General features: G+C 57.6%; 16 protein-coding genes. 5 read left to right on the plus strand and 11 right to left on the minus strand.

The features are described 5' to 3' along the window. Positions 1 to 337 precede the first annotated feature (337 nt). Entirely contained in the window at positions 338 to 799 is a 462-nt protein-coding gene (locus KGB25_RS15660; protein ID WP_192228256.1) for a hypothetical protein, read from the plus strand. Between the two features lie 106 nt (positions 800 to 905). Here KGB25_RS15660 and arsH read toward each other — a convergent pair whose 3' ends face one another. Beyond that, positions 906 to 1,598 (minus strand): arsenical resistance protein ArsH, encoded by a 693-nt coding sequence (arsH, locus tag KGB25_RS15665; protein ID WP_192415837.1) that lies wholly within the window; start codon positions 1,596 to 1,598, stop codon positions 906 to 908. An 11-nt stretch (positions 1,599 to 1,609) separates the two neighbouring features. Then, on the minus strand, positions 1,610 to 2,080 hold the full coding sequence (locus KGB25_RS15670) for an arsenate reductase ArsC (RefSeq protein WP_008033448.1): 471 nt from the start codon (positions 2,078 to 2,080) through the stop codon (positions 1,610 to 1,612). Positions 2,081 to 2,376: 296 nt separating this feature from the next. Here KGB25_RS15670 and KGB25_RS15675 point away from each other — a divergent pair, with 296 nt between their 5' ends. Both KGB25_RS15675 and map read left to right on the plus strand, forming a co-directional pair. Beyond that, positions 2,377 to 2,643, plus strand: a complete 267-nt coding sequence (locus KGB25_RS15675; protein WP_008038842.1) for a ParD-like family protein — start codon at positions 2,377 to 2,379, stop codon at positions 2,641 to 2,643. After that, positions 2,640 to 3,431, plus strand: coding sequence for a type I methionyl aminopeptidase (gene map, locus KGB25_RS15680; RefSeq protein ID WP_223435616.1), 792 nt, complete (start codon positions 2,640 to 2,642; stop codon positions 3,429 to 3,431). The genes KGB25_RS15675 and map overlap by 4 nt, the downstream gene beginning before the upstream one ends. A gap of 73 nt (positions 3,432 to 3,504) precedes the next feature. Here the strand turns inward: map and KGB25_RS15685 are convergent, their stop codons facing one another. The 3 genes from KGB25_RS15685 to KGB25_RS15695 form a co-directional block, all read right to left on the minus strand. Next, the gene (locus tag KGB25_RS15685; protein WP_223435618.1) at positions 3,505 to 3,960 is read right to left on the minus strand and encodes a VOC family protein; all 456 of its coding nucleotides are present in this window, start codon (positions 3,958 to 3,960) and stop codon (positions 3,505 to 3,507) included. Between the two features lie 181 nt (positions 3,961 to 4,141). After that, the gene (locus KGB25_RS15690) at positions 4,142 to 4,564 is read right to left on the minus strand and encodes an MAPEG family protein (RefSeq protein ID WP_192228253.1); all 423 of its coding nucleotides are present in this window, start codon (positions 4,562 to 4,564) and stop codon (positions 4,142 to 4,144) included. 72 nt (positions 4,565 to 4,636) lie between these two features. After that, a complete protein-coding gene (locus KGB25_RS15695; protein WP_207284483.1) occupies positions 4,637 to 5,590 on the minus strand; it encodes a diiron oxygenase in 954 nt (317 codons plus the stop codon). A 198-nt stretch (positions 5,591 to 5,788) separates the two neighbouring features. On the opposite strand from KGB25_RS15695, the gene KGB25_RS15700 reads away from it, so the two are divergent. Next, entirely contained in the window at positions 5,789 to 6,745 is a 957-nt protein-coding gene (locus KGB25_RS15700; protein WP_008038834.1) for an AraC family transcriptional regulator, read from the plus strand. Between the two features lie 47 nt (positions 6,746 to 6,792). Here KGB25_RS15700 and KGB25_RS15705 read toward each other — a convergent pair whose 3' ends face one another. Beyond that, a complete protein-coding gene (locus tag KGB25_RS15705) occupies positions 6,793 to 7,680 on the minus strand; it encodes an NAD(P)/FAD-dependent oxidoreductase (RefSeq protein ID WP_223435619.1) in 888 nt (295 codons plus the stop codon). Positions 7,681 to 7,821: 141 nt separating this feature from the next. Here KGB25_RS15705 and KGB25_RS15710 point away from each other — a divergent pair, with 141 nt between their 5' ends. Further along, a complete protein-coding gene (locus KGB25_RS15710; RefSeq protein WP_008038831.1) occupies positions 7,822 to 8,250 on the plus strand; it encodes an Rrf2 family transcriptional regulator in 429 nt (142 codons plus the stop codon). Positions 8,251 to 8,454: 204 nt separating this feature from the next. Here KGB25_RS15710 and KGB25_RS15715 read toward each other — a convergent pair whose 3' ends face one another. From KGB25_RS15715 to KGB25_RS15735, 5 genes are all read right to left on the minus strand, one after another. Further along, the gene (locus tag KGB25_RS15715) at positions 8,455 to 9,036 is read right to left on the minus strand and encodes a hypothetical protein (protein WP_177318171.1); all 582 of its coding nucleotides are present in this window, start codon (positions 9,034 to 9,036) and stop codon (positions 8,455 to 8,457) included. Between the two features lie 79 nt (positions 9,037 to 9,115). Continuing rightward, positions 9,116 to 9,547 carry a bleomycin resistance protein gene (locus KGB25_RS15720; RefSeq protein WP_008038827.1) on the minus strand — a complete coding sequence of 144 codons (432 nt, stop codon included), beginning with the start codon at positions 9,545 to 9,547 and terminating at the stop codon, positions 9,116 to 9,118. Positions 9,548 to 9,705: 158 nt separating this feature from the next. Next, complete coding sequence (locus KGB25_RS15725; RefSeq protein WP_008033413.1) at positions 9,706 to 10,107, minus strand: GFA family protein; 402 nt, start codon at positions 10,105 to 10,107, stop codon at positions 9,706 to 9,708. Between the two features lie 137 nt (positions 10,108 to 10,244). Beyond that, positions 10,245 to 11,150, minus strand: coding sequence for an alpha/beta fold hydrolase (locus KGB25_RS15730; protein ID WP_008038818.1), 906 nt, complete (start codon positions 11,148 to 11,150; stop codon positions 10,245 to 10,247). Positions 11,151 to 11,287: 137 nt separating this feature from the next. Beyond that, entirely contained in the window at positions 11,288 to 12,436 is a 1,149-nt protein-coding gene (locus KGB25_RS15735) for a 2Fe-2S iron-sulfur cluster-binding protein (RefSeq protein WP_411740533.1), read from the minus strand. Between the last annotated feature and the right edge of the window lie 2 nt (positions 12,437 to 12,438).

Raw genomic sequence — 12,438 nt, forward strand, 5'->3', positions numbered from 1 at the left:
GCAGGATGAGCGAGTCTGGCCCGGACATCTTCTGCGGCGGGGCCCCGACTACGATCGTGTTGGAATTGCTCAGGGATAGGTTTGATGCCGATTTGTTCAGGGCCTTCCAGGCCGCCAGGAAAAAAAACAGTGGGCCAAATGTATCGCTGTGTATCCAGACCCGCTGTAAAGATGCTGGCGTACAAATGCCCCTCGATCCGGATACATCCGGGATACACGGTTGCAGTCAAATAGCCTGGCCTTAGCGAGAAAGCAAACGCACCTCGCACCACGGCTTGTCGCCCTGGTGGCATGACCCCGAGCGGCCTCACCGCACACAGTATCCGGAGAAATAACCATGTCCCGTCTTTCGAACAAATCCCGTATTGGCCTGATCGCTGTTTCACTGGTCGGCTGCATGAACCTCGCTTCGTCCGCCTTCGCCGCTGACGCACTGCCTCAAGGCTACCAACTCGCCGCGGCGGAAAAGACCAGTGAAGGCAAGTGTGGCGAAGGCAAGTGCGGTGCCAGCGAAACTGGCGCCAAAGTCACCAAGGCCGGTGAAGGCAAGTGCGGTGAAGGCAAATGCGGCGACGCTTCCTTCGCCCGTACCGACACCGACCACGACGGCCGCGTTTCCCTGAAAGAATTGCTGACCGTGGCCCCAAAGGGGGCTGAAGAGTTCAAGGCGATGGACACCAACAACGACGGTTTCCTTTCTGAAGGCGAGGTCTACAAATTCCGCACCAACCAGTTCACCTCCAACGGCAAGAAAGTGCCAACCGAGCTGTTCACCAAAATGAGCAAAGCGCAGGGCTGATAGTGGGGCTGCCGACTACGACAACACCGGTGTGGCGAGATAGGGTTTTCTCTATCTCGCCACATCGGTGTTTTATTCGTTGCGATCTATAAAGCGTCGGGGAGCTTCAAATCGACCGTTGATTTACCCGCCGGGTCAGTTCCTCCGCTGACTCCTTGCGTTCGGAGTAACGGTCAACCAGGTCCGGGCGCTCGCGCAGCAACAGGGTGAACTTCACCAGCTCCTCCATGACGTCCACCACCCGGTCATAAAGCGCGGACGGTTTCATGCGGTTGTCTTCGTCGAATTCCAGATAAGCCTTCGGCACGGAAGACTGGTTGGGGATGGTGAACATCCGCATCCAGCGCCCCAGCACGCGCAGTTGATTCACCACGTTAAACGACTGAGAACCACCACTGACTTGCATGACCGCGAGGGTTTTGCCCTGGGTCGGGCGAATGGCGCCTAGCGCGAGCGGCACCCAGTCTATCTGTGCCTTGAACACGGCCGACATCGAGCCGTGACGTTCAGGCGAACACCAGACCTGTCCTTCCGACCATTGCATCAGTTCGAGCAGTTCCTGGACTTTCGGGTGATCGGTCGGTGCATCGTCCGGCAGAGGAAGGCCGGATGGATTGAAGATCCGCGTTTCTGCACCGAAATGTTCGAGCAATCGGGCGGCTTCCTCGATCAGCAGACGACTGAATGAACGCGGTCGAGTCGATCCGTACAACAGCAGGATTCGCGGCTTGTGCGGGGTGTCGTCACCGGCAATGGATTGAATCAGGGAGGCGTCGAGATTGGGCAGTTCGTGGGACATGAGGGCTCCGGTTACAGGGTGCTGATGCGATCGAGTTCGCGCTTCAACGCATCCCGGTCAAGTTCGCCGAAGGGCAGGGCGAGGAAGGCCCGGCAGCGTGTTTCGATGCGCGCCAGGGTTGAGTGGAAGGCTGCGGTCACGACCGCTTCGTCGCCCTTCACCTCGGATGGATCTTCCAATCCCCAATGGGCCTTCAGCGCCGGCCCGAAGTAAACCGGGCACGCCTCGCCGGCAGCCTTGTCACAGACGGTGATGACAATGTCCGGTGGGTTGGCTTCGAAGGCGTCGTTGCCTTTACTGCTCAACCCGTCAATCGCGATGCCGGCTTCTTGCAACGTCACAAGACTGCGCGGCAGAACCTGGCCCTTGGGGAAGCTGCCGGCACTGACTGCCTGAAAACCTTGCGGCGCGAGATGATTGAACATCGCTTCGGAGAGGATGCTGCGGCAGCTATTGGCGGTGCACATGAACAGAACGCGCATGGTGACTTCTCTGAGTACATATGGTTAATCGAATATACGGTTTTCCATATGGATAGGTCAAATGCTGTCTGAATGTCAATTCATTGCCTGGCATGGGGCGTTGCTGGAATGCGGTCTTTGAGAACGAGGCCGCTGCAGAGTCCGTAGGGCTGACTCATTCGCCCAAATCATTACTACCTTTGCAGGCGGATCGATCAGATCCATCAGTATTCCTTCCTCATTGCCATAACGTGCATTTGATTTAACGCCCAAACCGACTAATATACGTTCCATATCCATTTCATATAGTGAAGCTCATGGGCATCGTAAAAATTTCTGAAGACATGCATGAGCATCTGCGCGTCGCGAGCGATGCGTTGAGTCGCTCGATCAACGCTCAGGCCGAGCACTGGATGCGTATCGGGATGCTTGCCGAATTACACCCCGACCTGGATCACAGCGACATTTGCCGCATGCTGATTCGTGCAGAACTGCAAGGCGGTCTTGATTTGAAGAAGCTCTGCGCCCTCGAAGAAAGTTCGCAAGGCCCACAGGTTCATGCAGCCATCGGAGCCAGGAAATGAGGGCGAACGTGCGCATCAATACCCGGGCAGACATCGCCAGCTCGCGTGCCGCTGCAACGCTGGCGGCCGAGGTGCTGGCCATGATTGGGCCTTATGTGAAAGCGGGTGTCACCACCGACGAGCTCGATCAGCGCTGTCACGACTACATCGTCAATGTGCAAAAGGCCATTGCGGGGAATATCGGGTATCTCGGCTACCCGAAAACCGTGCTGACGTCCGTCAATCAGGTGGTCTGCCATGGCCTGCCTTCGGCCACTGTCCTGAAGGATGGCGACATTGTGAATATCGACGTCGCTGTCAAAAAGGACGGTTGGTATGGCGACACCAGTCGAATGTATTTCGTGGGTGAACCCAGTCCGCAGGCTCGGCATTTGGTCAAGACCACCTATGAAGCGCTGTGCGCCGGTATTCGAGTCGTTCGCCCCGGTGCCACGCTGGGCGATATCGGTTATGCCATTCAGTCGGTCGCCGAAAGGGATGGATTCAGTGTTGTGCGCGAATACTGCGGTCACGGTATTGGCAAGGTCTATCACGATGAGCCGCAGATCCTCCATTACGGCTACCCCGGCCAGGGATTGCAGTTGAAAGCGGGCATGATTTTCACCATTGAGCCCATGTTGAACGCGGGTAAGCGTCATGTGAAAACCCTGGCGGACGGCTGGACAGTTGTCACCAAGGATCACTCCCTTTCGGCCCAGTGGGAGCACATGGTGGCGGTCACTGACGATGGCTTTGAGGTTCTATCTGCCTGGCCTGACAGCGTCGAAGAGTTCCCGGCTATCCGATAACCCGGCCCTGGACGGGCCTTTGACATTTGTGCGGTGGCGGCAGGCCGATGGCGAACATTCACCCCGGCCTCTTTCAGGCAAACGCCTCCTCGATAAATGCTTCCAGCGCCTTGTCTTCCAATATCTCGATGGAGAAGTGCCCGAAGCGTTTGGGCAACCAGATGATGCGGGCCCCGGACGGGGATTGCAGGTTCGCGCGGGCGAGGGGTTTGCCGTTTTCGTCTTCTGGCTGAACACCCGTGGCGATCAATTCGTCATAGGCCTGCTCGATGTCCGGCGTGGAGTAGCAGTGGCGATAAATCATGCCTTCACCCGAAGAATCCAGGAGTTCCTTCAGGTTCCCCGTCAACGGTTGCACGAGCATGAAACGCTCCTGACCGATCAACGCAATCGCGTAGCGCACGTGCAGGCCACCGCGTTCCCAGACGAGCGTTTTCGAGATCCTGGCCTTCAGTGTCTGTGCGTAGTAAGCACAGGCTTCTTCGAGATTCGTGACCAGTACATCGACGTGACTGAACTTCAGTTCCATTGCATTTCTCCTGTCAAACCGGCGTCCATGATAACGACGTCACCCTCAGGATCAGAAGGGGTTTCATGGGGTTGTTTGCGAGCCGAACAGAGTCGCTGAGGTGGGGCCGTGGCGCATGCTTGCCGAGAGCGGCAACGCATTGCCCTCGACGTTTGCGGCAAGTAAACACTTCATCCCTTACTCATGCGCCGTAACTCGCCGCTATCACAATGAGCGCAAGGAAACAGACCAACTGAACGCAAAAGAAGGTAAACCGAACCGCCACGAACCTGTTTGTCTGCACATGAGATACGTGAACCAGAGACTGGCACACGCGAGCGATCAGGACGAGCATGGACAAGTAGTCAACGGCGGGTGTGTTGATACCAAGGGCTGAAATCACGAACACGATGGCGCCAAAGACGGGCAGGTTTTCCACACAGTTCGCATGCGCTCGTGTTCCGCGCCGATACCAATCTTCGCCATCGGGCTGATCGCTTCGGAAAGAGGCAATCGGAACATTCGAGAACAGGATTCTGACCCAGCGATACACCCCGACGGTTGCCATCAACAGCAGCAAAGTCCAGGTCGCGAATCCAAGCAACATCCACATCGGTATCGTCATGGCTGCCATCCTCAATCCAGCACGTCATTGCACATCCGCGCGGCCGACGCGAGGTCGGCCGCACCCTGTAGATCAGTTGCTCATGATGGGAGCCAGTGCGGTCTGAATCCTGGACATCTGTTCGGGTGTTGTCATGCGCGCAAGCAGTTGGCCAAAATGTGGATGCTGCACGCCCGAGATAATGTACTGCCAGCGGTAGGCGCCCAGCACGGAGGCATTGATTTGCGCGGTCTCGTCAACACTGAACGAGCGTGAAACATTGCGAATGAAGTAGTCGGCATCGGATGCCGATTGTGCCTGCAGGATTGCATCGACGGCTGCCACCAGCGCAATCAGATCGTTCACTGCCTGGTCGCGCTCGACTGGCGAAAGTTTCGCGTGCTCCGCTTTCCATTCCAGCTCATCGAGTACGACGTGCCGGCTTTCATCCTTCCAGTGAAATTTGAAGACATCCTTGAAGAGCGGGCACAACTCCTCGCGCGGGGCGATGCTTTTTGCGTAATGCGTTTGAACAAACAGCTCGATATGACAGGTCAGCGCCAGCACCGACCAGGTGCTGGCCGCCAGTACCGCACGCGCCACATCGTTTGGATCGGCCACTTGGCGATATCCCGCCGGCAATTGCGCATCCATCATCGTTTCTATGCGCCGGAACAGCTCCTGATGCTTGATCTCGTCATTGGAAAATCGCACCAGCGCTTCAAGCGCGAGTTGATCGTCAAAGACATGGGCCCGACCTTGATCGAGCATTTTGGCACTGATGAAACGCTCGACCAGGCCAAAGATATACGCATAGGTTCGGCCCTGAATCTGGCTGAGCAGGCGCGCCTCTTCCAGGGTGAGAAAGGTCAGGCGGTCGATCCGCGAGAGTCCGTCGGGCAAGAATTTGCGCGAGAAGTCGAAGCGGCGGTCCTGGAGCAAATCGCGATCGATCTGCCATTCGGCTTTTTTCGAGGACCTGACGAGTTGAGCATAACGGGCGGCGTTGCCCGAATCTGCGTCGGGTAAGGTTGCGACGGTGTTCATATCGATCTCCTGCTTCCTGGTCGAACTGGAAGGGGGCCATTACGGTTAACGTCGGAGCCTGTGACCATGAGTGAAACCTCTGGGGGGCGTCCTGATCACTGAGTCCGCGTTGGTGCTAATCTAGGCCTCGCCGTTCAGGCGCAGAATGACCGGTGCGCCTGATTACATGCTCCGGACTCCGGAAAGGAGGGCTGGCAATTGCTGGATGCGCTTTCTGATGTCTTGCGTGTCATTCGGCTCTCTGGAGGAGTCTTCCTCGAGGCGGAATTCACTGCGCCCTGGTGCCTCAGCGGAAAAATCTCTGCGGACGATTGCAAACCGTTCCTGGCGGCCCCTCGACATGTCATTGCGTCGCATTTTGTCGCTGCGGGGCACATGCAATTGAAAATCGCCGGTGAAGCCACCCTCGACGTGCGGGCAGGCGAACTCATTCTGCTTCCGCGCAATGACGTTCATACGTTTGGCAGCGACCTGAGCGTTGATCCCATGTCGGCGCGCGACGTTATTCAGCCGCCGGAAGTCGGCGGCATTTCACGTATCAAGTGCGGCGGAGGCGGCGAGGTCACGCAGTTATTGTGTGGGTTCCTCGGCACTGAAACCCCTTTCAGTCCGTTGCTCTCGTCGCTGCCATCCTTATTGAAACTGGACGTGCGCGCGACGGCTTCGGGAGCCTGGATTGAAAGCTCATTCCGGTTTGCTGTCAGCGAGATCGCGGCGGGGCGCGTCGGCTCGACAACGGTCATCGCCAAGCTATCGGAATTGCTCTTCGTCGAAGCCGTCAGCCAGTATGTCGCGAGCCTCCCCGCTGAACGGCGCGGGTGGCTGGCGGGTTTGCGGGATCCGCATATCGGGCGCGCATTGGCGCTGCTTCATGCTCGCCCAACCGAGGGCTGGACGGCAGAAGCCCTGGCGCTTGAAGTGGGCATGTCGCGCTCGGTTTTCGCGGAACGATTCACGGCATTGGTCGGCCAGCCACCAATGCAATACCTGACGCTCTGGCGCATGCACGTGGCGGCTCAACACCTGCGCGAAGGTCGCGGCAATGTGGCGCAGATCGGCTTTGCAGTGGGCTACGAATCCGAAGCCGCGTTCAGTCGCGCATTCAAGCGCCAGTTCGGCACATCACCCGGCACCTGGCGCAGGCAATCGGCATGAGAAGGTCGGGTGCCGGCGGACGCACTTAATCCGCTTGCGACTCATATTCAGCGAAAGATCAGCGACTGGTGTGCCGCGCCGCCCGTGCGTGCGCCGTCACCCACTGCGACGGCCACATTGCCTGCGGCTACTGCTGCATCCCCGCAGGCAAACACGCCGGGTACACTGGTTTCGCGCATCGCATCTACCTTGATGAACTCACCCGTCGGCCCGGCTTCAAACTCGCAACCAAGCAGCGCTGCCAGCGGGCTGCCCATTCGCGTGAGAGGCTGAGTGAACAGCCCAGCAAGTTTGATTACACGACCGCTGGCGAGTGTCACATCGGCTTGTTCCCCGCCAACCGACAAGACAGGTTCGCGCTCCACCGCAACCCCACGCCTGGCCAGCTTCGCCAACTGCTCGGCATCAGGCTCGAATACCTCGTTGAGGAAGAGTGTCGTTGGCCCCCAGTCGGGCAACATCAGCGATTGGTGGATGGCAACTGGCGACGCCGCCAATACTCCAATCGGTCCGCCGTACAGTTCATATCCATGGCAATACGGACAATGAAACACTCGCTGTCCCCAGCGCTCTGACAGCCCGGGAACCTCAGGCAATTCATCCACCACCCCTGTGGCCAGGATCAGACGCCTCGCCGCAAAGTGTTCCCCGTTCGCGGCTGTTATCACAAATCCACCATCGCCCGTCTTTGCCTGGGTGGCGGGTTGCGAAAGCCACTCGACTGTTGGATAGGCCAGCAACTGGGCACGTGCCTCGCTGGCTATCGTGCCGGGATCACGACCGTCCTGCCCAAGAAATCCATGTGAATTGTGAGCAAACCGATTACGGCGCTGACCTGCATCGATCACCAACACCTTTCGGCGCGCCCGTGCCAGTTGCAAGCCTGCGGAAATACCGGAATAGCTGCCGCCAACGATGATCACGTCATAAACCATTGATCAGTCTCCCTGGGTCTTCGACCTGCTCGAAAACTCTAGATACAACGTAAGTTACGTGATGACGGGGTGTCAACAGTCTCGTAACTTATGCTGTGTCGAGCGATACTCGGCACACGCAATTTCAGGAAGCTGCCATCCATGAGAAATGACACTCGCTTGTCCCGCATGCTGCACGTGCTGATCCACATGGCTCGCCACGAACAGCCCGCCACGTCCGATACCATCGCGCAGATGCTCGGTACCAACCCGGTGGTGGTCCGGCGGACCATGGCGCTGCTCAAGGACGGGGGGTATGTGCGCTCGGAAAAGGGGCACCGTGGGGGGTGGACGCTGGCGAAACCGTTAGCGGATATAACACTGTTGAACATCCATCAGGCCTTGGGCTCGTCCTCGCTTTTCGCCATCGGTCTGTCGACCGACCATCCAGAATGCCTGGTGGAGCAAGCGGTGAATGCTGCGCTGACCGAAGCGTTTGATGCGGCGCAGGCACTGCTTATAGATCGCTTGGGAAGCGTCACGCTTGAACAGTTGGCCAGTGATTTCGAACGGCGCTACCAACGTCTGTAAACCTGTGGTCTACAAAGTGGCGTCTGGAAGTAGCTGTATGTTTGGTTCTAGCCGGAAAGCGACGGTCCAGTAGACTAAGGATCGCATCCTTGGGCATTTCCCATTTGGGCCACTTAATCTTGTAAAAAAGATGAATGGTTTCGCCCGATGGGCAAATTATGTTGCTCAAAAAAGCACCTCCAGCCTACCTCCACTTCGTCTGTACTACGTTAGCTGAAAACGCTCTAACGCATAATCCTTGCCTGCCAAGGTAAGTTCAAAAGTGGTGGCGCCAAACGTGCCCCGTGTCACTTTTTGTTTGATAAGGCGTTTGTCTTGAAGTTGCTTTAGATCGGCTTCAACTTCTGCTGTGCTGAGTGAGACAAGTTTGCAAATTGAGTTCAGGTTTGCAACTTTCCTGAAATTTGCATGATAGGCCAAAGCTTCCATTAATAGCGTTTGGTTATCTGTTAGTCGTGGGAACTGAGGGTTGTTCATTTTGTAAACTTTTCGCTCTATCTCATGTAGCTCGTCGTAAGCTCCATCAGTGTTGCGGGCGTAGTAAATCGCTGCAGACAGAGTGCTGATTAAAATCGCGATTATCATCAGCAGCGACCAATTCGGCATTGGCGTTTCCAGCGAAAGCCAATCCGAAAAACGTTGCGGCCAGCTCGTGCTATCTGCCAACAATCTCAGGTCCAGGTGAGTGTCGAGCAGCTTTATGACAGCCCAAGCGACAAGGAAAATCCCAGCCCAGCAGGCCATAACCTTGAGCGTGAATGGGGAATGCTTGCCTTGTGCTGCCATGCTACTCGTCCCCAGTGCAGAAACAGGTCTTATCAGCATAGCAGTGGAAAACTGGTCGTCAGGCAGCTGACCTGCAAGGTCAGCTTTTGGCCGCCGGCCGCTCACCCAACCGCTCAACCAATCTGACGAGATAACCATCGGGATCCTGGACGATGAACTCGCGCTGGCCTACTTCTACGGTATCAGCCCGATACCAGGTGTCTTTGCATGCTCGATAGAGTGGAAATCCGGCTTGGTCAAGTTTTTGGGTGATGGGGGCGACAGCGGCAACGTCGATCTGCAGGTTGATTCCTCTTCCAAATGGCTTCGTCAGGGGGGCCGTAAGCCATTGGCCTGCGTCCGGATCAATCTGCTCGAGCATCACCTGAGCACCGTTCAAGTCGAGGTAAGCGAATCCATCTTCGGGGCGTTGATACGCTACTTCGAAGCCAAGGCAATGCACCCAAAAACCCAGGCTGTTACCAAGGTCGGTGACCATTAACTCTGGAACCAGTTTGCTACGTTCAAACATGAGATGACTTCCATTTCGATAGGTTTCTCCCCTGGGGCTGGCAGTGTAAATGCCTGATGCGTGGTAGCAGGCTCTGCACTGTTGGCACGAGTGCCACGGGAAAGGGGAGCGAGCGGCATGATGCAGGGGCGGATGAGTATTCTCGAGCCACAAAGCGATTATCGGGACTGCGGCCAGTGATCCTGAATGTCATGCCATACAGCCTTGGACGTCACCTCGACATGCTTCTGTTTATCGCAAGTAAAGGGCGTGTCCAGCGTACCGAGGGCTATGGAGATCCAGTCGGAGTATTCGCCCTGGTTATTTGACCAGAAGAGCGACGAGCCGCAGCGAGCGCAAAACTGGCGCTCGACAGATTCAGAGGAAGGGTAAGAACGGATGTCGTCGTTACCCTGTACCAGATCAAAGTCGCCCCTCAAGACACTACCGTAGCTCGCAAATGCAGCGCCATGGCTTTTGCGGCATTGGCTGCAATGGCAGTGCGAAACAGCTTTGGGGCGTGACCGGAGTTGGTATTGGATGGCGCCGCAAAGGCAACTGCCCTGGAAGGTCTCAGTCATTTTTGGTGGCAATCCATTGTTGAGGGGCAGCACTTTAAGTGGTGGGCAGATGCAGTGTCGAGCGAGTGCCCGTCGAACAGGCAGGGCGGCAGGCTTCGACAACGATCCGTAGACAGTTTTTGCCCTGCCACAGACGGTCACTGCAAAAAGTCGCGAATCGCCCGAATAGTCTGCGTAGGCGCCTCTTCCATCAACCAATGTCCTGCCCCCGGAATCACCACTTCCGTGACATTGTCCGCGGCGTTGCGCATGACGATGGCTTCGTTGTTGCCAAAGGATTTTTCCCCGCCGACGGCCAGCACGGGCATGGTCAGGCGTGTCTTCATTGATGCTTCGTTGTCCACGGCGTCCTGGCGAATGCTGCGAAACTGCGCGAACGCCGCGTGCATCGCGCCGGGGCGGGCGTAGAGTTTGGCGTAATGCTGGCGGGTGGCTTCGTCCACTTTGGTCGGGTCGCCGGCGAACTCGTTCCAGAAGCGGTCGAGGTAGATACGCTCACGACCGGCCACCAGGCGCTCGGCATCCGGACCGCCAAAATCGAAGTGCCATAGCATCGGTGAACGCACAATCTCGTTCCACGGCGGAATGCCCGGTACGGGCGCATCCATCACCACCAGGCGATCGGTTTGCTGCGGATAACGTGAGGCGTAGGCGAAGGCGACCATGGTGCCGATGTCGTGGCCGATGACCACCGAGTGGTCGATTTTCAAGGCTGCCAGCACCGCGCGTATGTCTCCCGCTTGTGTCTTCTTGTCGTAGCCTCCGTCCGGGATCGACGACAAGCCCATGCCGCGCAGGTCCGGCACCACGACTGTGTGGTCCTTGGCCAGGTCGGCAGCGAGAGGCGCCCACATGTCGCCGGTGTCGCCGAAGCCGTGCAACAGCACCACGGCAGGCCCTTTGCCGCCGACGCGCACGTGGATTTTCGCGCCTTCCACGGCGATGTCCTGGGTGCGGAACGAAGTGGGGAATGGCGTGACGCCGGCATGGGCGGGCAGGCTTAGCGCAAGCAGCAAAGAAGCAGTCAGCAAGGTGCGGATCATGTGGTTTTCCCGGAAGGATGCATGGAGAGTTGCGTACCGCATCCGCTGCAAACCACCATGCCGAAACGCACGTCGCCCGGGGCAGAACAAGGTACCCAAGGCTGGAGCGTAGACCACATTGAGCGTTCTGATGGACCCTACAAATCGATGACCAGGTCTGACGTTGGCTTACTGCAGCACAGCAGGCGCAATCCCTTGTCGATTTCACGCTGGCGGATGCCGCCGTTGTGGTTCATCGCCACCGTGCCTTGCAGCACCGCCGTTTTACAGGTGCCGCAGACCCCTTGGCTGCAAGAGGAGGGGATGATGGCGCCGGCCTTCTTCGCAGCGGCCAGCACGGTCTGGTTGCCCGGCATGCTGAAGGTTTTACCGGAGCGGGACAGCGTGATCGTAAACAGGCTCTCCGGCTGATCGAGCACGCAGGCCGTTTCGATCAGAGGGGCCTCATCCAGCGCCGTGATATCGAAGCTTTCCTGGTGATAGTGCTGGAAATCAAAGTTTCCCTGTTTGAGTAGCGACTTGACCGCGCTCATGTAGCCTTGCGGCCCACAAGTGAACACTTCCCGCTCCTTGAAGTCCGGCACCTGTTCGCTGAGCAAGGCCAGATCCAGGCGGCCAATCGGCCCGGCCCAATCCGTGCTGTCGCCGTGTCCTTCGCAGATATTCACGACACGAAGTCCCGGCATGCTGGCCTGCATCCGTGTCAGTTCTTCATGGAAAATAATATCGTCGGGGGTTCGAGCACTGTGCACGAAGACGATATCCAGTCGGGCTGCCAGGTCGAAACCCGCACGGGTCATGGACATCAGCGGTGTCACGCCGGAGCCCGCCGATAGATAAAGCAGCTTGTCGGCTGGACGGCCTATCGGTGTGAAGCTGCCCGCAGGGCCTGAGGCAAGCAGCCTGTCGCCTTCGCGCAAGTGATCGTGCAGCCAGTTCGATACGGTCCCGCCGGGAACACGCTTGACCGTGATCGACAGCGCAAAAGGGCGGGTGGGCGACGATGACAACGTGTAGCAGCGCGACACGCGTTGCCCCGAGATGGTCGGCGATACCGTAATGAACTGCCCTGGCTCAAAACTGACGGCGCTGAAATCCGCACTTCGAAAGGTAAAGGTTTTTACGTCGTGGGTTTCGTCGCGTACGGCGCAACAGTGCAGCGCTTTTTGCTCGCCACTGTTCCACTGCGCACCGTAGGTGGCCCACGTGTCCGGATGGGCAAATACGTTCGGTGCAGACATGGCGCTCGCTGTAACCGGCGGCTTTTCAAGGAGGGTCATGGTCATTG

Source organism: Pseudomonas sp. BF-RE-21 (assembly GCF_019947305.1).
Taxonomy (GTDB): Bacteria; Pseudomonadota; Gammaproteobacteria; order Pseudomonadales; family Pseudomonadaceae; genus Aquipseudomonas; species Aquipseudomonas migulae.